General features: G+C 67.0%; 20 protein-coding genes and 1 pseudogene. 7 read left to right on the plus strand and 14 right to left on the minus strand.

Annotated features, from left to right (window positions below):
- Positions 1-6: 6 nt before the first annotated feature.
- Positions 7-465, minus strand: a complete 459-nt coding sequence (locus ACFXNW_RS17365) for a VOC family protein (RefSeq protein WP_379418709.1) — start codon at positions 463-465, stop codon at positions 7-9.
- 93 nt (positions 466-558) lie between these two features.
- Entirely contained in the window at positions 559-1449 is an 891-nt protein-coding gene (locus ACFXNW_RS17370) for a hypothetical protein (protein WP_379419079.1), read from the minus strand.
- A gap of 172 nt (positions 1450-1621) precedes the next feature.
- Between ACFXNW_RS17370 and lspA the strand changes: the two are divergent.
- The 3 genes and pseudogenes from lspA to ACFXNW_RS17385 all read left to right on the plus strand — a co-directional run.
- Positions 1622-2176: pseudogene (lspA, locus tag ACFXNW_RS17375) on the plus strand (signal peptidase II); the annotation flags it as partial.
- A gap of 227 nt (positions 2177-2403) precedes the next feature.
- On the plus strand, positions 2404-3330 hold the full coding sequence (locus tag ACFXNW_RS17380) for an RluA family pseudouridine synthase (protein ID WP_379418710.1): 927 nt from the start codon (positions 2404-2406) through the stop codon (positions 3328-3330).
- A gap of 42 nt (positions 3331-3372) precedes the next feature.
- Positions 3373-4101 (plus strand): hypothetical protein, encoded by a 729-nt coding sequence (locus ACFXNW_RS17385; protein WP_379418711.1) that lies wholly within the window; start codon positions 3373-3375, stop codon positions 4099-4101.
- A gap of 28 nt (positions 4102-4129) precedes the next feature.
- Here ACFXNW_RS17385 and ACFXNW_RS17390 read toward each other — a convergent pair whose 3' ends face one another.
- From ACFXNW_RS17390 to ACFXNW_RS17430, 9 genes are all read right to left on the minus strand, one after another.
- On the minus strand, positions 4130-4954 hold the full coding sequence (locus ACFXNW_RS17390; RefSeq protein ID WP_379418712.1) for a PhzF family phenazine biosynthesis protein: 825 nt from the start codon (positions 4952-4954) through the stop codon (positions 4130-4132).
- A 168-nt stretch (positions 4955-5122) separates the two neighbouring features.
- Positions 5123-7075: an acetate--CoA ligase gene (gene acs / locus ACFXNW_RS17395; RefSeq protein WP_379418713.1), complete on the minus strand. Its 1953-nt coding sequence runs from the start codon at positions 7073-7075 to the stop codon at positions 5123-5125.
- Between the two features lie 52 nt (positions 7076-7127).
- Positions 7128-8765 carry a cation acetate symporter gene (locus ACFXNW_RS17400; RefSeq protein ID WP_379418714.1) on the minus strand — a complete coding sequence of 546 codons (1638 nt, stop codon included), beginning with the start codon at positions 8763-8765 and terminating at the stop codon, positions 7128-7130.
- The gene (locus ACFXNW_RS17405) at positions 8762-9118 is read right to left on the minus strand and encodes a DUF485 domain-containing protein (protein WP_379418715.1); all 357 of its coding nucleotides are present in this window, start codon (positions 9116-9118) and stop codon (positions 8762-8764) included. Before ACFXNW_RS17405 ends, ACFXNW_RS17400 begins: the two co-directional genes overlap by 4 nt.
- Positions 9119-9259: 141 nt before the next feature.
- On the minus strand, positions 9260-11020 hold the full coding sequence (locus ACFXNW_RS17410; protein WP_379418716.1) for a cation acetate symporter: 1761 nt from the start codon (positions 11018-11020) through the stop codon (positions 9260-9262).
- Between the two features lies 1 nt (position 11021).
- Positions 11022-11390 carry a hypothetical protein gene (locus tag ACFXNW_RS17415; protein ID WP_379418717.1) on the minus strand — a complete coding sequence of 123 codons (369 nt, stop codon included), beginning with the start codon at positions 11388-11390 and terminating at the stop codon, positions 11022-11024.
- The gene (locus tag ACFXNW_RS17420; RefSeq protein ID WP_379418718.1) at positions 11387-12160 is read right to left on the minus strand and encodes a LytR/AlgR family response regulator transcription factor; all 774 of its coding nucleotides are present in this window, start codon (positions 12158-12160) and stop codon (positions 11387-11389) included. The genes ACFXNW_RS17415 and ACFXNW_RS17420 overlap by 4 nt, the downstream gene beginning before the upstream one ends.
- 260 nt (positions 12161-12420) lie before the next feature.
- Entirely contained in the window at positions 12421-13638 is a 1218-nt protein-coding gene (locus ACFXNW_RS17425; RefSeq protein WP_379418719.1) for a sensor histidine kinase, read from the minus strand.
- A gap of 25 nt (positions 13639-13663) precedes the next feature.
- Positions 13664-14110, minus strand: a complete 447-nt coding sequence (locus tag ACFXNW_RS17430) for a hypothetical protein (RefSeq protein WP_379418720.1) — start codon at positions 14108-14110, stop codon at positions 13664-13666.
- 337 nt (positions 14111-14447) lie between these two features.
- On the opposite strand from ACFXNW_RS17430, the gene ACFXNW_RS17435 reads away from it, so the two are divergent.
- Entirely contained in the window at positions 14448-14774 is a 327-nt protein-coding gene (locus tag ACFXNW_RS17435) for a hypothetical protein (RefSeq protein WP_379418721.1), read from the plus strand.
- A gap of 128 nt (positions 14775-14902) precedes the next feature.
- Here the strand turns inward: ACFXNW_RS17435 and ACFXNW_RS17440 are convergent, their stop codons facing one another.
- Together ACFXNW_RS17440 and ACFXNW_RS17445 are read right to left on the minus strand one after the other, a co-directional pair.
- The gene (locus tag ACFXNW_RS17440; RefSeq protein WP_379418722.1) at positions 14903-15529 is read right to left on the minus strand and encodes an FHA domain-containing protein; all 627 of its coding nucleotides are present in this window, start codon (positions 15527-15529) and stop codon (positions 14903-14905) included.
- 160 nt (positions 15530-15689) lie between these two features.
- Complete coding sequence (locus ACFXNW_RS17445) at positions 15690-16583, minus strand: hypothetical protein (RefSeq protein ID WP_379418723.1); 894 nt, start codon at positions 16581-16583, stop codon at positions 15690-15692.
- A gap of 255 nt (positions 16584-16838) precedes the next feature.
- Between ACFXNW_RS17445 and ACFXNW_RS17450 the strand changes: the two genes are divergently transcribed.
- The 3 genes from ACFXNW_RS17450 (at position 16839) to ACFXNW_RS17460 (ending at position 18641) form a co-directional block, all read left to right on the plus strand.
- Positions 16839-17147 (plus strand): hypothetical protein, encoded by a 309-nt coding sequence (locus ACFXNW_RS17450; RefSeq protein WP_379418724.1) that lies wholly within the window; start codon positions 16839-16841, stop codon positions 17145-17147.
- Positions 17148-17340: 193 nt separating this feature from the next.
- A complete protein-coding gene (locus tag ACFXNW_RS17455; RefSeq protein WP_379418725.1) occupies positions 17341-18282 on the plus strand; it encodes a phosphotransferase in 942 nt (313 codons plus the stop codon).
- Positions 18283-18383: 101 nt separating this feature from the next.
- Positions 18384-18641 (plus strand): zf-TFIIB domain-containing protein, encoded by a 258-nt coding sequence (locus ACFXNW_RS17460; protein WP_379418726.1) that lies wholly within the window; start codon positions 18384-18386, stop codon positions 18639-18641.
- A gap of 106 nt (positions 18642-18747) precedes the next feature.
- Here the strand turns inward: ACFXNW_RS17460 and dnaE are convergent, their stop codons facing one another.
- A complete protein-coding gene (gene dnaE, locus ACFXNW_RS17465; RefSeq protein WP_379418727.1) occupies positions 18748-22308 on the minus strand; it encodes a DNA polymerase III subunit alpha in 3561 nt (1186 codons plus the stop codon).
- Positions 22309-22473 lie beyond the last annotated feature (165 nt).

The raw sequence follows: 22473 nt of genomic DNA on the forward strand, positions 1-22473 counted from the left end.
GGACGCTCAGGTGAACTGGGCCATGCGTCGTTCCATTTCGTCCGGGGCGACGTCTTCGACGTGGGTGGCCACCGTCCACTGGTGACCCCACGGGTCGGCGAAGGTGCCCGAACGATCGCCGTAGAACTGGGTTTCCACGGGCCTGATCGCGGTGGCGCCCGCGGCGATGGCCGCGTTGTAGGCGGCATCGGAATCGGGCACGTAGACGTTGAAGTTGACCGGGGTGCCGCCCACGGTCTTCGGATCGCGGAAGTCCAGTTCCGGAGCCGGATCACCGAGCATTAGCACGGAGTCGCCGACCTGAAGTTCACAGTGGGCGATCTTGCCGTCCTGGCCCGGCATGCGCATGCGCTCGGTGGCGCCCAAAATCTTCTTGTAGAACTCGATCGCCTCGGCGGCGCCGTCTATGGCGAGGCCGGGACAGATGCGGGGATAACCCTCGGGAATCGGGGAGACATCGGACATCGCAAGACCTCCTGGGTCTCGATCGGTTGTCGGACGGTTCCGAGCCTAGGCCCGGGCACCGACAAACAACACCGATCGCGACAACCGGGGGCCTCACTCGCTCCAGGACACCCTGGTGCTGATCGTCTGCCGCAGCCGCGTATCGGTGCGCGGATCGAGGTAGGACTGGTGCCCGCCGATATCGATCGCACCCGACACCGGCAGTGGCAGTCCGAGATCGACGATGATGGTGCCCGCACCGGTCATTGCGTAGTCCTCGATCTGGAGGGTGCCCGCGTCATTGGGCAGGTTCCAGGTCCGTGACTTCGGTGTCTGAGCGACCGTCAGGTCGATGGTGAGCCGGTTGCCGTCGCGTTCGGTCAACGTCGCGGTGGTCACCTGATCGAGTGACACACCGCCGGTCACCTCCTGCCGCACCGTCCACACCGCGCCGACGCCCACGGGCTCGTCCGGGAACGTGATCGACTGGTACACCGCCTGATAGAACGCCTGCTCGATCGCCGCGCGCGCCGAGTTGGAGGTGTCCGGTGAGGGGGCGAGGCGCAGCGCGGTGATCGCGCCGAACTCGCTCATATCCAGGCCCGCGTGCGAACCGTCGGCGGCGGTCAGCGCCTGCGATAACGACGGATCGGGGGTGGTGACGGCGCCGAGGGTGAGATCGACGCCCGCGGTACCGGTGCGCGCCGTCAACGGGATGGTCAGCGCCGGATTGGAGAAGTCCCGCGCGGGCTGATCGTTGATCTGCTGCTGGATGCGGTGATCGGTGCGCAGCGTCACCTCCTGCACGGTGCCGTCCGGGAAACCCGCACGCAGCGAGCTGCGCGGTTCGCTGCCCGGCGATTCGACCGTGGCCACCGAGGCGGCGATCGGCACCGTCACTTCACGCCCGATGCCGAGCGGCTCGGTGCCCTCGGCCTCCGACGACGGCTCGGCGCCGTCGCTGCAACCGACACCGAACGCCGACAACCCGACCGCGAGCACCATGATCAGCACTCCGGAACGGGCGATCCGGGGTGCGTGGGGAGAAGACAACACCGTCACGAGCAACAGACTACGACCGCTTCCTGAGTGTCAGCTGGGACATGCGGCGCCCGGATCCTGAGGATCTGCTGGGACATGCGGTGACCGCAGCACAGCGCCGATCGTGCCTCGAGAGATGATGGTCGGCGTGAGTGACGACCGGCCACCCGAGCCAAGCACCGCCGACCAGCCCCCCGAGGGCTCGGCGCGCCCACCGCAGCGACTGCGGCTGTTGCTGGTGATCGCGGCGGTGCTCTTCGCGCTCGACCTGCTCAGCAAGGTCATCGTGGTTGCCACGCTGACCCCCGGCGAGCCGGTGTATCTCATCGGCGATTTCGCGCGGCTGAGCCTGGTGCGCAATCCGGGCGCGGCGTTCTCGATGGCGACCAGCATGACGTGGCTGCTGACGCTGGTCGCGGCCGCCGTGGTGATCGGCGTGATCCGCATCGGCCGCACGCTGCGCTCCATGTGGTGGGCCATCGGCCTCGGCATGGTGCTCGGCGGTGCGCTCGGCAACTTGGTGGACCGTTTGTTCCGATCGCCCGGGCCGTTGCAGGGCCATGTGGTCGATTTCGTCGCGGTCGGCTGGTGGCCGGTGTTCAATGTCGCCGACTCGGCCATCGTCTGCGGTGCGATCTTGCTCGTCGTGTTGACGGTGTTCGGGTTCGAGCCCAACGGAAACCGCATCGGGCGCGGTGAAGATTCGGACGAGTCCGACGCCGCCGGCACAGGGGCGGTTGCCTCTGACTCCGCCGATTCAGCAACCGTCGATCGTGACGCCGATGGCGAGCCCGGTGCCAAAGGCCCGTCGAGCGATGCGAAGGACGCCGACTCGAAGACGGGCGCGACCAGCGCTGCAGACCCGAGCGACACCACTACCGACGGCGAATCGGCGAAGGCCGGCGAGGGGAGCGCGGCATGAGGGAAACAAGGACCATGCCGGTGCCCGACGGGCTCGACGGCATGCGAGTCGATGCGGGCCTTTCCCGGCTGCTCGGCCTCTCGCGCACGGCAGTCGCGACGCTGGCCGAAGAAGGTTCGGTGCAGCTGGACGGTGTGGCCGCAGGCAAATCGGATCGGCTGACCGCCGGCGCCTGGCTCGAGGTGATCTTCCCCGAGCCGAAGCGCGAACTCACCATAGAGGCCGAACCGGTGGAGGGGATGCGGATCCTCTACGCCGACGACGACATCGTCGCGGTCGACAAACCGGTCGGCGTCGCCGCGCACACCGGTGTCGGCTGGACCGGGCCGACGGTGGTCGGCGGGCTGGCCGCGGCCGGCTACCGCATCTCCACCTCCGGCGCGCATGAACGTCAGGGTATCGTGCACCGGCTCGATGTCGGCACGTCCGGGGTGATGGTGGTCGCGCAGTCCGAGCACGCCTACACGATGCTCAAGCGTGCGTTCAAACAGCGGACCGTCGACAAGCGGTATCACGCACTGGTGCAGGGGCATCCGGATCCCAGCAGCGGCACGATCGATGCCCCGATCGGCCGTGCCCGTGGCAACGACTGGAAGTTCGCGGTCGTCGCCGACGGCCGCCCCAGCGTCACTCACTACGACACCGTGGAGGCGTTCCAGGCGGCGAGCCTGCTCGACATCCACCTGGAAACCGGCCGCACCCATCAGATCCGGGTGCATTTCTCCGCGATCCGCCACCCTTGCTGCGGTGATCTCACCTACGGCGCCGACCCCCGCCTGGCCGAACGCCTCGGCCTGCAACGGCAGTGGTTGCACGCGCGCTCGCTCGGCTTCCAGCATCCGGCCGACGGCCGGTACCTGGAGATCACCAGCGAGTACCCGGCCGATCTGACCAACGCGCTCGACGTGCTGCGCAATGCCTGAGCGTTGTCTTCGAGGCCAGGCGTCCCGGAACAGGTGTTGACGGTGTCCGGCGAACCCGGCCGATTCGACGCCGAGCCGGACGAGGACAGCGGCGGTTTCCGGACCACGCGCGCGATGCGGGTAGCGTTTGCGGCGGTCGTCGCGGTGGCCGTGGTCGTGCTGATCGTGGTGGGTGCGATGCAACCGCAACGTTCGGACGGTGTGTCCACCGATCGGCTGGGCCCGGAGCAGGGCGAGGCCGTCGCGGACTATCTGGCGCGGGCGCAGGATTCGCTGACCGGCACCGATTCCGATGAGCACTGGGCGCTGGTGTCGTTCACCGAATATCAGACCCCGCAACAACTTCCGGAACGCGCGCGTGGTCTCCGGATCGGCCGGGTGCTGTATCAGGTGCCGCTGCCACGCGTGCAGACCCAGTTGTTGACGGTGCAGGTCCCGGCCGGTGACGAGGTGGTGCTGCGGTCGGCCGAGGACGCCGCCTGGCTGCTGCTGGATCAGCTGCGTCGGTCCGGATACGTCGACGAGCGCATGCGGAAGGTCACGGAAGTCTCGGTCGCCCGGCTGCGTACCGGATGCGCGTGCGCGGTCGGCCTGATCGTGCGCGGCCGCCTGGATCAGCTGCGAAACCTCGCTGCCCAGAACGGAATCCGCGCTGTCGAGGCACTGCCCGCCGACGCGGTCGCGGGCGCTTTCGCGATCGCCCCGCTGCTACCCGACGCCACCGATGTCGTGACGACGACGCCCGACGACGGCCCGGTCCCCGACTTCTGACCTCGGGCACGGCAGCTCAGCGGTTACCTCACCACTCGTCCGGCAATGTGACCACCCCGTCCAGATACCGGCGACAGCGCCCGATCAGCAGCACTCGGTCGCCGATCAGCTCGGTGCGAAGCGATCCTCCGCGGCGCGACAGCTGCCGGGCCGTCAGCAGGTTGCGGCCCAGCTCCCGGCTCCACAGCGGGACCAATTGCGCGTGCGCGGACCCGGTCACCGGGTCTTCGGGGACGCCGACGCCGGGCCCGAAGAATCGGGAGACGAAGTCCACCTCGTCGCCGCGGGCGGTGACGACGGCGCCGCGTGGCAGTGGCGGGAACCGATCCAGCGCGGGCCGCAGGGTACGCACCTCCTGCTCGGTGGCCACCACGATCACCGCATCGGCACCGGTGTACGCACGCACCGGCCGCACGCCGAGCGCCGCGACCAGCACCGGATCGGGATCGGTCTCGATCGACGGCACCACGGGCAGGTCGAGCACATACTCGTCGTCATCGGTCCGATCGACGTGCAGCCACCCACTGTGGGTGTAGAAACTGACCCGGTCGGCGCCGGGCTGGATATCGGTCAGGATCTGCGCCGCACTCGCCAGCGTCGCGTGCCCGCACATTTCCACCTCCACCCGCGGGGTGAACCAGCGCAGGTGGAAGGCGGGCCAATCGCCGGGTGGCGGCCCCACGTCAGCGGGTAACTCCGGGGTGTAGAAGGCCGTCTCGGCGAGGTTGTTCTCCTCGGCCAGTTGTTGCAACAGCGCATCGGGCAGCCAGGACGGTAACGGCATCACCGCAGCCGGATTACCCGAGAACGGTGCGTCGGTGAACGCGTCGATCTGGTGCAGCAAAACCTCCATGCGCAAGAAGGTACTCCAACTCTGAATAACCGCTCCGCGCAAGGTATCTCGGAGCGCGCCAGGTCATGCGTCCACTTGGGTATGGTTGTCCTGCGCGGCGGCCGGTCCGAAATACCCAACGGCGGACCCGGTCCCCCTCACGGACCGGGTCCGCCGCATGCACGGGGATTACCCGCGGGCTATGGACTCGAACACTGTCGGGTCGACCAACGTCGAGGTGTCGCCGAGCTCGCGGCCCTCGGCGACGTCGCGCAGCAGGCGGCGCATGATCTTGCCGCTGCGAGTTTTCGGCAGCTCCGGCACGATATGGATATCGCGGGGGCGGGCGATCGGGCTGATCTGCTGAGCAACTTCGGCTTTCAGTTGGGTGACCAATCCGGCGCGGTCGTCGTCGGCCGCGCCTGCCTCGGCGGTGAGGATGGTGAAGGCGACGATGGCCTGTCCGGTGGTGGCGTCGGTGGCACCCACCACGGCGGCTTCGGCGACGGCCCCGTGGGCGACAAGGGCCGATTCCACCTCGGCGGTGGAGATGCGGTGGCCGGAGACGTTCATGACGTCATCGACCCGGCCGAGCACCCACAGATCACCGTCGGCGTCGAGCCGGGCGCCGTCTCCGGCGAAGTACCAGCCGGAGACCCCGAACCGGTCCCAGTAGGTTTCCTGGAAGCGCTGCGGATCGTTCCATATGCCGCGCAGCATCGACGGCCACGGCTGATCCAGCACCAGCAGTCCCGACTTGTCGCGGTCGAGTTCGGTGCCGTCGTCATCGACGACGCGCGCCGAGATACCGGGCAGCGGGGTCATGGCGGCACCGGGTTTGGCCGCGGTGACGCCCGGCAGCGGCGAAATCATGATGGACCCGGTCTCGGTCTGCCACCAGGTGTCGACGATGGGCGCCTTGCCCGCGCCGATGACCTCGCGGTACCAGCGCCACGCCTCCGGATTGATCGGCTCACCGACCGAACCGAGCACTCGCAGCGACGACAGATCGTGCGCATCCGGAATCTGCCTGCCCCACTTCATGAACGTGCGGATCAAGGTGGGTGCGGTGTAATAGATCGTCACGCCGTACTTTTCGATGATCTCGAAATGCCGGTGCTCGTCGGGGGAGTTGGGGGTGCCTTCGTAGACGACTTGGGTGGCGCGGTTGGCGAGGGGGCCGTAGACGATGTAGCTGTGGCCGGTGACCCAGCCGATGTCGGCGGTGCACCAGTAGACGTCGGCGCCGGGTTTGTGGTCGAAGACGTTGTGGTGGGTGTAGGCGGTTTGGGTGAGGTAGCCGCCGCTGGTGTGCAGGATGCCTTTGGGTTTTCCGGTGGTGCCGGAGGTGTAGAGGATGAACAGGGGGTGTTCGGCGTCGAAGGCTTGGGCGTGGTGTTGGGGGGAGGCTTGGGCGACGGTTTCGTGCCACCACAGGTCGCGGCCCTCGGTCCAGGGCACCTCGATCTCGGTGCGGCGCACCACCAGCACGTGCTCCACCGTGGTATCGCCTGGTGCACCCAGCGCCTCGTCCACCGCCGCCTTCAGTGGCGCCGCCGTTCCGCGGCGCCACTGCCCGTCGGTGGTGACCACCAGGCGGGCACCGGCATCGTCGACCCGCTGCCGCAGCGCGGTGGGCGAGAACCCGGCGAACACCACCGAATGCGTCAGGCCCAGGCGTGCACAGGCGAGCATGGCCACGATGGCCTCCGGCACCATCGGCATATAGATCGCCACCCGGTCACCGGCGACCAGCCCGAGCTCGGTGAAGTGGTTCGCCGCACGGCTGACCTCCGCGAGCAGCTCCCGGTAGGTGATGGACCGGGAATCGCCCGGCTCACCCTCCCAGTGGATGGCGACCTGCTCGCCGTGGCCGTCGAGCACATGCCGGTCGACGCAGTTGTAGGCCACATTGAGCGTGCCGCCGACGAACCACTCCGCGTACGGCGCGTTGCTCCAATCCAGCACCTGACTCCACGGCCGGTCCCAGTGCAGCCGCCGGGCCTGCTCGGCCCAGAATTCGAGCCGATCCGCGGCTGCCCGGTCGTACAGGGCGGCACCGGCATTGGCGTCGGCGGCGAATTCGGGTGCGGGCGGGTAGGCGGCGGGGCTGTCGAGATGGTCGACGGTGACGGTGGTCAACGCGCTAACTCCTAACGAATGAGCAAGGGGGACAACGGGGAGCGGTCAGTGATCAGTGCACCACCGCCTTCTCCGCGCCCACACCGGTCAGCGAGCGCACCTCCATCTCGGCGGCCTTGTCCGGGTCCTCGCGGTCGCGGCCGCCGACGAGGGTGCCGGCGATGCCGAGCGCGAAGGCCAGCGGGATGGACACGATGCCGGGGTTGGACAGCGGGAACCAGGAGAAGTCGGATCCGGGGATCATCGCCGACTTGGAACCCGATACCGCAGGGGAGAACACGATCAGCACGATGGTCGAGATCAGGCCGCCGTACATGCTCCACAACGCGCCGGTGGTGTTGAATCGCCGCCAGAACAGCGAGTACAGGATGGTCGGCAGGTTCGCCGCCGCCGCGACCGCGAAGGCCAGCGCCACCAGGAAGGCGATGTTCTGTCCGTTGGCCAGGATGCCGAGCCCGATGGCCAGCAGGCCGATCACTACGGCGGTGTAGCGCGAGACCCGCACCTGGCTGGCCTCATCGGCCTTGCCGCGCTTGAGCACGCTGGCATAGATGTCGTGGGCGAACGACGCCGATGCGGTGATCGTCAGGCCGGCCACCACCGCGAGGATGGTGGCGAACGCGACCGCGGAGATCACACCGAGCAGCAGCACACCGCCGAGTTCGAAGGCCAGCAGCGGGGCCGCCGAGTTCTGGCCACCGGCCGCGGCGAGGATCTTGTCCGGGCCGACGATGGCCGCCGCGCCGTAGCCGAGTACCAGGGTGAACAGGTAGAACGCGCCGATCAGAGCGATCGCCCAGACCACCGAACGCCGCGCTTCCTTGGCCGTTGGCACGGTGTAGAACCGCATCAGCACATGCGGCAGACCCGCGGTACCCAGGACCAGTGCGAGACCGAGGGACAGGAAGTTCAGCTTCGACATCTCGCTGCCGCCGTACTGGGCGCCGGGGGCGAGCACATCGCGTGCGGCGACGGCGTCATTGGCCGAACCGCTCACCGCGGCCTGCGCGGAACCGAGGATCTCCGACAGGTCGAACCCGTACTTGGCGAACACCACGACGGTCATCACCGCGGCGCCGGTGATCAGCAGCACCGCCTTGATGATCTGCACCCAGGTGGTGCCCTTCATCCCGCCGACGAGCACGTAGACGATCATCAGCACGCCGACCACCGCGATCACGATGGCCTGTCCGGTCTTGCTGGAGATATCGAGCAGCAGCGCCACCAGGCCGCCCGCGCCCGCCATCTGCGCCAGCAGATAGAACAGCGACACAGTCAGGGTGGTCAGTGCCGCCGCGGTGCGCACCGGCCCCTGCTTCAACCGAAAGCTCAACACATCGGCCATGGTGAACTTGCCGGTGTTGCGCAGCATTTCGGCCACCAGCAAGAGCGCGACCAGCCATGCCACCAGGAAGCCGATGGAGTAGAGGAACCCGTCGTAGCCGTAGACGGCGATGGCGCCCGCGATACCGAGGAAGCTGGCCGCGGACAGGTAGTCGCCTGCGATGGCGATGCCGTTCTGCGGGCCGGAGAAGCCACGTCCACCGGTGAAATAGTCGGCGGCGGTGGTGTTCTTGCGGCTGGCGCGAATGACCACGATCATGGTGACCGCGACGAACAGCGCGAAAATGCTGATGTTGGCGACCGGATTGCCGACGGTGGCGTCGGCGGCCAGATAGTGCAGGTTCATGCCTTGACCCCTTCGAGTTCCTCGCGGATGGCCGCGGCACGCGGGTCGAGTTCCCGGTTGGCGAACCGGACATAGAGCCCGGTGATGACGAAGGTGGACACGAACTGTCCGAGGCCGAGTACCAGCCCGACATTGATATTGCCGAACAGCCTGGTGGCCATGAAGTCGTGCGCGTACGCGCCGAGCAGCACGTACACCAGGTACCAGGTGAGGAACAGTGCGGTCATCGGGAACACGAAGCGCCGCAATCGGGTTCGTAGTTCCTGGAATTCCGGGCTGGCCTGCATCCGGACGAATTCCTCCGGAGTCGGGGTGCGCCGCGGCGGTGCGGCGTCGGTATCGGTTGTGGTCATCACCCGGTCCCTACCTGTGACGTGGCTTACGGTGTGTATCGAAGTTACGACCGGAGTCAGCTGCGGAAAATGCTGTGGCCTGGGTCACTCGGCAGGCGTAGTCGACCGTGCGGTGAACGGTCGGATGGGCGCGACGAACGGTCAGCCCGCCGACAGCCCGCCTTCGCGATCGGCGCCCATGCCGAGGCGTTCGGGCGCGTGCATGCGGACGAAGATGCGCGCCACGGTCAGCGCGTCCTGACGCCGGGTCAGCATGCTGACCGCGATCATCGTCGCGAACGCCAGCGGCACGCTGATCGCCGCCGGATAGCCGAGCAGCGCGGCGGGCCAGCCACCGGCCGGCTCGGCGGACACCCCACCGAGCACCGACACCACGGTCGCCCCGCCGGAGGCCAGCCCGCCGATGATCAGCCCGGCGACAGCACCGGAGGCGGTGAGCCCACGCCACCAGATGCCGAGCACCAGCAGCGGGCACAGCGTGGAGGCCGCGACCGCGAAGGCCAGGCCCACCGTTCGGGACAGGTCCAGCGAGACCACCGTCAGCGACAGCCCGAGCGGTACCGCACCGGCCACCAGCGCCGCCGCACGGAAATCACGGATACGCCCGCGCAGCACATCGGTGCTGAGCACGCCCGCGATGCTGACCAGCAGACCGGACGAGGTCGCGAGGAACGCCGCGATCGCGCCTGCGGCGACCAGCGCGGCCAGCAGCTGACCGGGCAGGCCGTCGAGCACCGAACCCGGAAGCAGCAGCACCGCCGCATCGGAAGTGCCGGTGATGAGCAGCTGCGGCACATACAGGCGCGCGAACACCCCGAGCAGGATCGGGAACAGATAGAACCCGCCGACCAGCCCGATCACGGCCAGCGCGGTGGCGCGGGCGGTGCGACCGTCGGGGTTGGTGTAGAAGCGCACCAGCACATGCGGCAGGCCCATGGTGCCGAGGAAGGTGGCGATGATCAGCGAATACACCTGATACAGCGGATGCGGATCGCCGAAGCCGCCGCCGGGCAGCAGCCAGGCCGCGCCGTCGGCGGGTGCGCCTGCGACTACCGGCACTGTGGCGCCCGCGTCCAGCACGAGCCGGGTATCGGCGGCCAGCTCGTGTTCGCCGGGACCGAGCGAGACCGGACCGTCGACGCTGCGGCCGTCGACCGTGCCGGTGATCGTCACCCGCTGCGGTGCGTCGACCTGCACGATTACCGGTGTGGTGACTTCGACGGTGGTGGGCTGGGTGACCGTCGGCGGGGCAGGGGAGCCCACGGGCTGTTGCGCGCCGAGAAAATGTCCGAGCAGTACCAGCGCGGGCAGCGCGACCGCGGTGAGTTTCAGCCAGTACTGGAAGGCCTGCACCAGCGTGATGGAGCGCATGCCGCCGCCGACCACATTGGCGATCACGATCGCACCGACCGCCACCGCACCCACCCAGCCCGGAACACCGAGCAGGATGCGCAGCGTCAGGCCCGCGCCCTGGAACTGGGGGATCAGATACACCCCGCAGATCAGCACCACCACCAGCGCCGCGAGCCGCCGCAAACGCAATGAGCCGAGCCGGAACTCGGCGAAATCGGGCACCGTGTAGGCGCCCGATCGGCGCAGCGGCGCCGCGACGAACAGCAGCAACCCGACATAACCCGCGGTGAACCCGACCGGATACCACAGGGCGTCGGCACCGTACTTGGCGATCAGCCCGGCGACACCGAGAAACGAAGCCGCCGACAGGTATTCACCCGACACTGCCGCCGCGTTCCAGCGCGGGCCAACGCTGCGCGAAGCCACCAGGAAGTCGGAGGTGGTGCGCGCCAACCGGACCCCGTACCCGCCGATGATCACCGTGGCCGCCGCCGCGAGCAGTAGCGCCGCCACCGTCAGCCAGGTTCCGGCCGTCGACGCGTCGGCCATCTCAGTCCTCGGCCAGTTCGAGGAAATCGTGCTCGTTGCGTTCGGCCAGCCGCACATAGAGGCGGCCGATCACATACAGCGCCGGATAGGCGGCGACACCGAGCAGCAGCCACGGTAGCCGGATGCCGAGAACGTGCGCGCCTGCCAGGGACTCGATCCCGAACAGCAGCGGTAGCGCGCCGAGCGCCGCCACCGTCACCAGGGCCAGGCGCAGGGCGAGCCCTAGCTGGGCGCGAATGAGCCCGCCGATCATGGCGGCGCCGATTTCGGTCTGCTCGGCCACCTCCATCCTGGTGTGCACCCGGCGGGCGCCGCGCCGCTCGGCCAGCACCACGCGTTCGCGGGGCGGGCGCGGCTGCGGGCTCGTCATCGGCCGGTCCAGGTCTGGCGCGGGCCGCGAACCAGGCGCTGTTTGAGCTCACGCACCTGACGCCGGCTGACGGGTAGTTCCACTGCCGCCGCTGCCCCTTCACCGCGCAGGCACACCACGGTGCCGCTACCGACCGTGCGCAGGCCCGTCACCTGCCGCAATGCCACCAGATACGAGCGGTGCACCCGCAGGAATCCGGCGTCCTGCCAGCGCGCCTCGAGCGCCGAGAGCGGGATGCGGACCAGATGTGATCCGGCGCTGGTGTGCAGTCTGGCGTAGTCGCCGTCGGCCTCCACCCAGCTGACGCTGGATCGGTGCACCAGCGTGGTGACCCCGCCGAGTTCCACCGGGATGACCTCGTTGGTGTCGGCCGATTCGGGATCGGATTCGGCGGGCGTGGCGGTGGTGGTTCGGGCGGCGGCAATGCGACGCACGGCCTCGGCCAGGCGCGCCTCTCGCAACGGTTTGAGTAGATAGTCCACCGCGCCGAGGTCGAAAGCGGCGACAGCTTTGTCATCGTGTGCGGTCACGAAGACCACCGCGGGGGGAGCGGCGAATTCCGACAGGATTCCGGCGAGTTCCATCCCGTCCAGCCCCGGCATATTGATATCGAGGAACACCGCGTCGACCGGGTTGGCCCGCAGCAGCCGCAGCGCGCTGGTGGCGTCACTCGCGGCGTGGATCTCGGTCACCGCCGGCTGCGCCCTCAGCAGGTAGACCAGCTCGTCCAGGGCAGGCTTCTCGTCGTCGACGGCCAGCACCCGCAGCATCGCCAGCCCCTTTCGGTGTCCTACATCACAGCCCACCCATCGTAGACAGTGTGCGGCGGGCGGGTGGGATGCTGCTGTAGGCCGCAGTCTGCTGATCGGCCAGATCGAGGCGACGGATCAGCACCAGGCAGAGCCCGTCCGAGTGCCGATCCGTGGCGTGCCGGACGATGCGTACCGAGGACGCCCGTGCGCCGAGACATCGTCGGATTGGCTCGGGTGCCCGACCTCGACGGCACCGAGGTTATCTCAGCACAGCCGGCTCACGCTTGGATTCCGGCGCGGAATTTCGGCACACGCATGCTGACCTTGGTGCCCGCGCCGGGGGCGGTCTCGACCACCAGCCCGTAGTCGTTGCCGAACGCCGCGCGCAGGCGGTCGTCCACATTGGCGAGACCGACGTGTGCCGATTCGCTGGAAGCGGTGGCGCCGGAACCGGATTCGACGGCGTCGAGCTCACCGGAGCGTAGCAGCTCCGGATCCATGCCCGCCCCGTCGTCTTCGACGCTGATCACACAGTCGGTCCCCGCATCGGCGGCCGCGATACTGACGGTGCCGCCCTCCGATGATCCGGCCAAGCCGTGGCGCACAGCGTTTTCCACCAGCGGTTGCAACGCGAGGAACGGCAGCACCACGCCGAGGACCTCCGGCGCGATCTGCAACCTGACCTGTAGCGCGTCACCGAACCGGGCTCGCTCGAGCGCCAGATAGCGTTCGATATTGCGCAATTCATCGGCCAGCACCGTGTATTCGCCCGCGGCGCGGAACGAGTAGCGGGTGAAGTCGGCGAATTCGAGGATGAGTTCGCGGGCCCTGGCCGGATCGGTGCGCACGAACGAGGCGATGGTGTTGAGCGCGTTGTAGATGAAATGCGGGCTGATCTGCGCCCGCAGCGCACGCACCTCGGCCCGGTCCAGCCGCGCCCGCGACGCGTCGAGTTCGGCCAGCTCCAGCTGACCGCAGGCATAGCGGGCGACCTCCGCGACGGCGCCGAGCGTGCCGGGGCCCGGGGTGCCGATGGTGACGACGCCGAGCGCGCCCACCACACCGGTGCCCTCGATGATCAACGGCTGCGCGATGAGCGTGCGCCCGGCATGATCGCCGCCCCGTGCGCGCGCCTGCCCACCGGGTCCGCCGACGAGCACCGGGCGTTCACCCGACATGGCGCGCTGCGCAGCCTCCGCGAACCGATCGGCCAGATCGGCATGGGGGCCGTCCCAGGCCAGCAGCGACGCTCCCGCATCGGCTACCCCAAGCGCTTCCGCCCCGGTCAGCGCACGCAGATGCGGTGCGGCCTCGGCTGCGGACTTCTCATCGAGCCCGCGCCGCAACGGCCGTGCGGCTAGTGAAGCGGTGTGCAGCGCCGAATGCACAGCACGCTCGGCCGGAGTCGTCACGACGCGGCGCGTTCGTGACCAGATCAGCAGTGCCACCACGAGCACCGCGACGGTGACCGCGACCGCGACGATCGTGGTGGTCATGCGTTGGCCTGGCAGCCGGTGCCGCTCAGCCCTGGTATTCGGCGACGGTGAACTCGATGGTCCCCGGCTCGGGGATATGCGCCGGTCCGATGGTGATGGTCGCCGAGAACTTCCCGATGCCCGGCGCGAACAGCGCCGACTTACCGTCGTTCATCCAGTAACCGGGTCCGTGCGGCGTCTGGGTCTTGCTGCCCGTCTCGCCGGTCTCGAGATTGCGCCAGTTCAGCGTGACCGGCAGCTGGCACTCACCGACGCCCCACATGGTCGACCCGACCGTGAACGCCGCGTGTTCGGGATAACCGTCCCCGTTCACCGACGCCTCGATCTGCGCGACGCACAGACCTTCGGTCAGCGAGTACACGGTTTGGAACTTGCCGCCGTTCACTGCCGCCGCCGGCGCCGCCGTCACGGCCAGCGCGGCCACGGCAAGAGCGGAAGCCGCCGGAACGGCGAAAGCGAGCTTGCTTGTCATCATCGACCACCTCGAAGGGCTTGTCATGGATGGGATCACGCCTGCTGCGGGGCGACCCTACCAGTGCGATGGGTGGCTATCGGGTGGATTCGCCGCGCGGGCGGCGCGGCGGTGGGGCAGCGATGAGCCCGCCCCCTCTGCGGGGGCGACGTATCGCGTGACGCTATGCCAATGGGGTGATCGATTCCCACCCTGCAGGTGATGATTCCGACCTCCGGTTCGAACATGATTATCAGTGATCGCAGAACGGCGATTGCAAATACGAGGGATACCTCGAATACACCATCAATGATCGGCCATGTGCTCGCGCGCCGGGCGAAAGTCAAGGAGAACGAAAATGAAAAGAACTGCACTACGCGTGGCAGCGGCAACGGCTGCGAGCGGCGCACTGGCTTCGGCCGCGCTGATGGCCGGAATGGGCACCGCTCAGGCCGGGGTCATCGGGTATTCCGTTGTCCCCGAGGCGTGGGGCTACACCGTCACAGTGGCAAGCATTCCAGCGCATCCGTCAGCCTGCCAGATCCGGGTCGGCCCACTCAGTGCGCCTGTCCCGGTCAACCTTCCGACGAGGTATCCGGCTCTCCCGATGATTCCGATCAACGTCGAGCTGTACTGCGACGGTGCCTACGTTGCCGACAACGTGGTCACTCCACGGTTCTTCTGAGCTGCGATAGGAGTCTGAACGTTTCCCTGACGGATCGGCGGTGATGAATTCAAGCCACGCCGTACAACCCGAGCCCTTCGCCAACCCACGGCCCCGCTGATAATTCGGCGGGGCCGTATCCATGTGTTTCACAAATCGCGCTCGGAGACAATCCCGCTGTGCATAGCTCGCTCCGCCAACCGTAATCGCTTCTGATTCTGCGGAAGATCCTCCACGCCGAACTTGATGAACAGCGCCCGCATATGCGTCTTCACCGTCTCAGCGGCAAGGAAAAGCTCCTGCGCGATCTGCTGATTCGACGCCGGAGCGGCGAACGCGGCGTTGTCCTTGTATGGCCTGCACAGCGCGATCAATACAGCCATCTGCGCTTGCGTCATCGATTGCGGTGTCGGCATGGTGGCCGAGACGATGGTGTGGGCGCCACTGGCCCGGCTCAGGTCCACGTAGGTCAACCTCGTCGATCCGATGCGAATGCTGTCACCCGGCTGCAAGCGGTGCCGCCCGGTGAGCCGATGCCCGTTGACAAAGGTGCCGTTGCGGGAGAGCCCGTCGTCGACGATCGTCCAGTGCCCGCTCAACCATTCGACCGTGGCATGCAGCCGCGACACCTTCCCGTCGGTGCCGAGCGAGATATCGGCCTGCGATGACCGCCCGATCGTGATCCGGACCGTCCCTGGGCCGAGTGTCACCTCCCGGCGATGCCCTGCGTCGTCGGTGTAGATCAGCCGCGGTTCCTCGGCGACATTGCCGGTCACGGTCCACCCCCTTTCTGCAGTGCAGCTGGCGGCGAGCTACTCATATTCTAGATCCGCGCATACGTGCAGGTCAGGACGGAAACGGCAGATCGAGCCGTCCCGGGTGGGACGGCTCGATCTGGTCTCGGACTATCGCGTCATGCGACTCACAAGGGCGAGTTCACAGCGCGATCGTGGTGGTCAGATCCACCTTGCTCTTGTCTGAGGTGGGGGTGCTGTTCATATCGACGTCGAACCGGTAATCGCCCTTGGCGGGCCCGTCGATGAGGAATACCAGCCATTCACCTTCGATAGAGCCACCGTTGGTCAACAGTTCGGAGTAGAAGCTGCTGCGCTTGTCCGCGCTGTCGGTTTCACCGGACGGTGAGGTCACAGTGAAATTCTTGGGGTAGACGTTGTAGCCGTATCCCTTGTAATCGGCACTCAGTGCCAGATCGGTTTCGACCCACAGTTCGTACTTACCTTTTTCGCCCGGCTCGTAACTCGGCCAGAGAAACGCCTTGGACAGGGTGACCGCGACCGGGTTGCTCCCGATCGTCTGGCCGACGGAGATCCCCTTCGGTTCGATGCTCTCGACCTTCTCCTTCTGGGCGAACGGAATCTTGGTCAGGTTGCCATCGGTCTTGCCGTAGACCAGGACCACATCGTCGAGGACGTCGTCGAGGGAGCCATCGGTGGTGCCGAGAGTGCCGGTGGCGGTGCCTTTCCCCTTGCCGTAGCCGGCGATCTTCTTGCTGTCGAAACGTAGGTCCACCACCTCACCACCGTCTACCTCGAGGTAGGCCTTGTCGGGCGGGGCCAGCGTTGCGCCGATGAGGTTCTCATACCCGAGTTTCACCTCGACCTCGGTCGCCCCGCTGTCAGCTTCTTTCGCGCTGACCTCGTCGACGGTGATCGCGAATCCGCCATACCATCCGGTCTTGTCGACCTCTCGGACAACTGCCGCTTGGCTGTCCGCCGCAGCAGGTCCCGCCACAGCGGTTCCCGACAGGAGCACAGCGGCGGGGACAACGGCGCCGATCAGAGCAGCGGCACGGAGCGATAGGGATTTCATGACGAATCTTTCGTTTGGTCGGGGCGCGAGAACCGCGCTGATGATTCGTCAAAGTCTTGCCGTTCCAGTGGGTGCTGAGCATCCCCGGCAGGGTGGGAATTCCTCACCCCCGCAACAAAGGGTGTGGCTGAATTCCACCCTGGTGGGGAAGCTTTCCGAGCTCGAGGTGAATGAACCTTATTGCACGGTCCAACCGGATCGATAACAACACTCGCCCGGCACGGATACCGGTCGGACCAGCAGAAGGTGAACACCATGAACAAGATTGCATTGCGTGCGGCAATTGCTGCGGCGGCCGTAGCTCCGATGGTCGTTCTCGGTGCGGGCGCCGCGTCAGCGGGGCCGATCATGGGCCCCAGTCCTAACCCGGGTGAGGTCATAATCCTGGAACCGACCGCCACGGAGAACTGGAACTGCACCCTGTGGGGGCAGTGGAAAGTGGGCCGCGCCTCCACGCCATTAGCTTTCGAGAGCGGCTTTGTCCCCGGCACACAGGTCACCGCTCTCTGCCTCGGCGACACGATTCCCTGGGTCTCTTTCCTCAACACGCCGGCAGGCACCTGAGGTTGTCGTCAATCAGCTCGAGCGTGAGCGGCTTCGAATCCGGTGGGCAGGTTACCGGGGCCTGCGTCGGCAACGCAGCTCCTGGGTAGCCTTCATCAGCAGTCCGGCCGGAGGCGGTGGTAGCCGCAGCGGACGTAGGCGGCGCCGAATGTCCGGCCGATGAGCCGCCGACCGGTCGGGGGAGGAGTCAGTGGTGCTGGAAACCAATGCCGACCGATCGGCGCAGACTCGCGAGCTGGTGGCGGTGCTGACCGAAATCGGTTGGCGGGTCGGCGCGTCCGGTCCGGCCGATGTGCTCGCCGATCGAGTGGACGTACTGGTGGTCCGGGTGGGCGAGGTCGTCGTCAAGGCGCACCCGGCCGAGTCCGACCTCGCCGCCCTGCGCGCTCGGCTGCGGGTCGCGGGTTCACCGGAGCTGCGCTCGGTGGCGCTCGGCCCGCTGCCGGTCGAGGGTGAGGTGGTGCGGTCGCAAGCGGGTAGGCCGATCACGGTATGGCCGTACGGCAGACCGGTCGACCCGGACGATCCCGATGCTGCGCCGTGGGAGTCGGCGGCACAGCTGCTGGCGACCCTGCATGCGACACCGGTTACCCACTGCCGCGACTTGCCCGCCGCCGGTGGCCCGGCCCGTGTGCGAAGGGCGATGAGCCGACTTCGCGACGCGGGCCACATCGCCGACGCGACCGCAGCGGCAGTGGTGTGGCGCGCATTCGACAGTCTGCCCGAGTTGGTCTGCGCACCAGCGGCACTCGTCCATGGCGACTTCCACCTGGGTCAGCTGGTCCACACAGGCGCCGGCGAGTGGCGGCTGATCGACCTCGACGATCTCGGTCTCGGTGATCCCGTATGGGACTTGGCTCGACCCGCCGCCTTTTACGCCGCGGGCATCCTGGAACCGGCCGCCTGGACACGCTTCCTCACCGCCTACCGCGCGGCGGGCGGAGCTGCCATCGCACCCGGCGGTGACGTGTGGGCGACCCTCGATCTGCCGGCTCGCGCCGTCGTCGTCCAGGCGGCGGCCCTGGTGGTGGCGACGGGACGGCCACTGGACGAGCTGGACGCGGCACTGGTCGACGCCTGCCTGCGCATCGCCGATATCCCCATCGCCGAGCAGATCTCGTCCGCGACGGGCTGAGTTCCGGTGCCGCACAATCGTCGAGAACCGGCGGTCGATCCCATCGGACGCACAGATAGTCATGTCTGCATGACACCACCGAAACCGGTAACGTGACCCGAATGCAGTGTCCGAAATGTCGTGGAATGATGCAGACTTACAACCGCAGCGGGGTGCACATCGAGCAGTGCGGTAATTGCCGGGGGATCTTCCTGGACTATGGCGAGCTCGAGAATCTGACCCGGCTCGAGGCGGGCTATGCGGCGCCGGCGCCCCCTCCCGCCGCACCGGCCCCGGCATGGGGTGCGCCCGCGCCGCACTACGGCCATGGGCATCACCATCATCAGCGCGGCTTCGGCAGAATGCTGTTCTCCTCCTGAGCTACCCTCCGCCCTGACGCGACCAACCCGAATCCGGTTCTCGCGCAGTACGTACCACCGCCCGGGCCTCGGCCGCAGTCAGGCACCGAGACCCGGGCGGACGGCACTAAACAGTCAAACACCCAGGCCCGAGCAGCGCCTTCAGATCACCCATCAACGCCGACGACGGCGAAACCCGCAGACTGTCATCAAGTTTCAGCAGCGTGGTCTTATCTCGCGAACCCACATGGCGCAGGTGCACGTCGGAGGTGCCGGGATGACTCGACAGGACCCGTTTGAGCGCCGTCACCTTCTCCGGCGTGCACATGCGGGTCGGGATGGTGACGGCGAGGGGTTTGGCCACACCGATGGCCGACAGGTCGGGGACGGCGAGATCGTTGGCGATCAAGGAGATTCGGTCGTCGCGCACCGACACCCTGGCCTTCACAAGCACCACCGCGTCTTCGACGACATCCATGCCGTACACCGAGTACGACTGCGGGAAGAACAGCACCTCCACGCCGCCGGTGAGGTCCTCGAGCTGCGCGGAAGCCCACGCCAGGCCGTTCTTGTTGATCCGGCGGTTCACCGAGGCGAGGATGCCGCCGATGGTGACCTGCGCGCCGTCCTTGACCTCGCCCTCGAGGATGGTGGGGATCGGCGTATCCACCTGCGCGGCAAGCACATGCTCAACGCCGTTGAGCGGATGCCCCGAGACGTACAGGCCGAGCATCTCCCGCTCCAGGGCGAGTTTGTGCTTGGTCTCCCACTCTTCGTCGGGCACCTTCACGTTGAACACCGACGCCATCGAGTCGTCGCCGTCGTCCATGCCGCCGAACAGGTCGAACTGGCCGATCGCCTCGGCCTTCTTTGTCGACATGACCGCGTCGATGGCATCGGAATGGATCAGCAGCAGACCCTTGCGTGGGTGCCCGAGTGAATCGAAACCGCCTGCCTTGATGAGGGATTCGGTGACCTTCTTGGTGCAGGCGATGGCGTCGATCTTGTTCAGGTAATCGGAGAAATCGGTGAACTTCGACTTCTCCTTCCGCGCCGCGATGATCGAGGACACCACGTTCGCGCCGACATTGCGCACCGCACCCAAACCGAACCGGATATCGGTGCCGACGGAGGCGAAGTTCTGTTCGGATTCGTTGACGTCCGGCGGCAGGACGGTGATGCCCATCTTGCGGCAGTCCGACAGGTAGATCGCGGCCTTGTCCTTGTCGTCGCCGACGGAGGTGAGCAGGCCCGCCATGTATTCGGCCGGATAGTTGGCCTTGAGGTAGGCGGTCCAGAACGAGACCAGGCCGTAGCCGGCGGCATGGGATTTGTTGAACGCGTATCCGGCGAACGGGAGGATCGTGTCCCACAGCGCCTTGATCGCCGGCTTGGAGAAGCCGTTGTCCATCATGCCCTTTTCGAAGCCCTCGAACTCGGCTTCGAGGACCTCGGCCTTCTTCTTACCCATGGCGCGACGCAGAATGTCGGCTCGGCCGAGGGAGTACCCGGCCACTTTCTGCGCGATCTGCATGATCTGTTCCTGATAGACGATCAGGCCGTAGGTGTCGGCCAGGATCTCCTTGAGCGGCTCTTCCAACTCCGGATGGATCGGCTTGACCTCTTGCCGCGCGTTCTTGCGGTCGGCGTAGTCGTTGTGCGCGTTCATGCCCATCGGGCCGGGGCGATACAGCGCGAGCACGGCGACGATGTCTTCGAAGCCGGTGGGCTGCATGCGGCGCAGCAGATCGCGCATGGCGCTGCCGTCGAGCTGGAACACACCGAGGGTGTCGCCGCGGGCCAGCAGTTCGTAGGTGGGCGGATCGTCGAGCGGCAGATGATCCATATCGAGGTCGATGCCGCGGTTGGCCTTGATGTTGTCGAGCGCGTCACCGATGACGGTGAGGTTGCGCAGACCGAGGAAGTCCATCTTCAGCAGGCCGATGGCCTCACACGACGGGTAGTCCCAGCCGGTGATGATCGCGCCGTCCTGGGCGCGCTTCCACACCGGGATCGCGTCGGTGAGCGGCTCGGAGGACATGATGACCGCGCAGGCGTGCACGCCTGCGTTACGGATCAGGCCTTCCAGCCCGCGGGCCGTCTCGTAGATCTTCGCGATGTCCGGATTGTTGTTGATGAGCTCACGGACCTCGGCGGCTTCCTTGTAGCGCTCGTGGTCGGGGTCGGTGATGCCGGACACCGAAATGTCCTTGGCCATGATCGGCGGCGGCAGCGCCTTGGTGATCTGGTCGGCGATGGCGAAACCGGGCTGGCCGAACAGCACTCGCGCGGAGTCCTTGATCGCGGCCTTGGTTTTGATGGTGCCGAAGGTGATGACCTGCGCGACCCGGTCGCTACCCCATTTATCGGTGGCGTAGCGGACCATCTCACCGCGACGGCGATCGTCGAAGTCGATATCGATATCGGGCATCGACACGCGCTCGGGGTTGAGGAATCGCTCGAAGAGCAGTCCGTGCGGGATCGGGTCGATATTGGTGATGCCCATCGCGTAGGCGACCAGCGAACCCGCCGCCGAACCACGACCGGGCCCGACGCGGATACCGACCTCGAGCGCGTGGCTGATGAGGTCGCCGACGACGAGGAAGTAGGCGGGGAAGCCCATCTCGCAGATGACGCCGAGTTCGTACTCGGCGCGGCTGACGTATTCGTGCGGCACACCGTTGGGGAAACGCCGGTCCAGACCGCGCATGACCTCTTTGTGCAGCCAGCTGGCCTGGGTCTCGCCCTCGGGCACCGGGAAGATCGGCATCCGGTCCCGGTGCTCCCACACATCGTCATAGGACTGCACGCGCTCACCGATGCGCACCGTGTTGTCGCACGCGCCCGGAACCTCGGCATCCCAGATGGCGCGCATTTCCGCGGCGGACTTCAGGAAGTACCCGTCACCGTCGAACTTGAAGCGGGTCGGGTCGCTGAGCGTTTTACCGGTCTGGATGCACAGCAGCGCTTCGTGGTTGGTCGACTGGTCCTTGGTGACGTAGTGGCAGTCGTTGGTGGCCAGCGGCGGGATATCGAGCTTCTTGCTGATGTCGAGCAGGCCCTCGCGCACGCGGCGCTCGATGGACAGGCCGTGATCCATGACTTCGAGGAAGAAGTTCTCGGGCCCGAAGATCTCCTGCCATTTGGCGGCGGCCTCGAGGGCCTCGCGGTCGTGGCCGAGGCGCAGCCTGGTCTGCACCTCACCGGAGGGGCAGCCGGTGGTCGCGATGATGCCCTCGGCGTGCTGGGCGATGATCTCTTCGTCCATGCGCGCCCATTTGCCGAGCTGGCCTTCGATGGACGCGAGCGAGGACAGCTTGAACAGGTTGCGCAGGCCGGTGGCGTTCTCGGCGACCATCGTCATATGGGTGTAGGCACCCGAGCCGGAGACGTCGTCGCCCTTCTGGCTGGGATCGCCCCACTGCTGGCGCTTGGTGTCGAACCGGGAACCGGGCGCGATGTAGGCCTCGATGCCGATGATCGGGGTGATCCCGGCCTTCTTCGCGGAGTTGTAGAACTCCGAGGCGCCGTACATGTTGCCGTGGTCGGTCATCCCGACCGCCGTCATGCCCAACCGATTGGCTTCGGCGAACAGCGGCGAGATCTTGGCCGCGCCGTCGAGCATCGAGTACTCGGTGTGGTTGTGCAGGTGAACGAACGATCCGGAGGAGGAAGACGGCGCATTCACTACCACAACTTAGGCACTCTGGCACGTCGATGGCAAGTCGGCTGATGACACCGATGTAATTTGTCGCGACGATGATACAGATCGACGGAAAACAGCTGGTCAGCGCCTATCTGTTGCCGGTCGGAACCTGGCGAATCCGTCCGTCATATGCTGCCCGGCGTGTCG

The organism is Nocardia sp. NPDC059180, from assembly GCF_042754945.1.
Lineage (GTDB): Bacteria > Actinomycetota > Actinomycetes > Mycobacteriales > Mycobacteriaceae > Nocardia.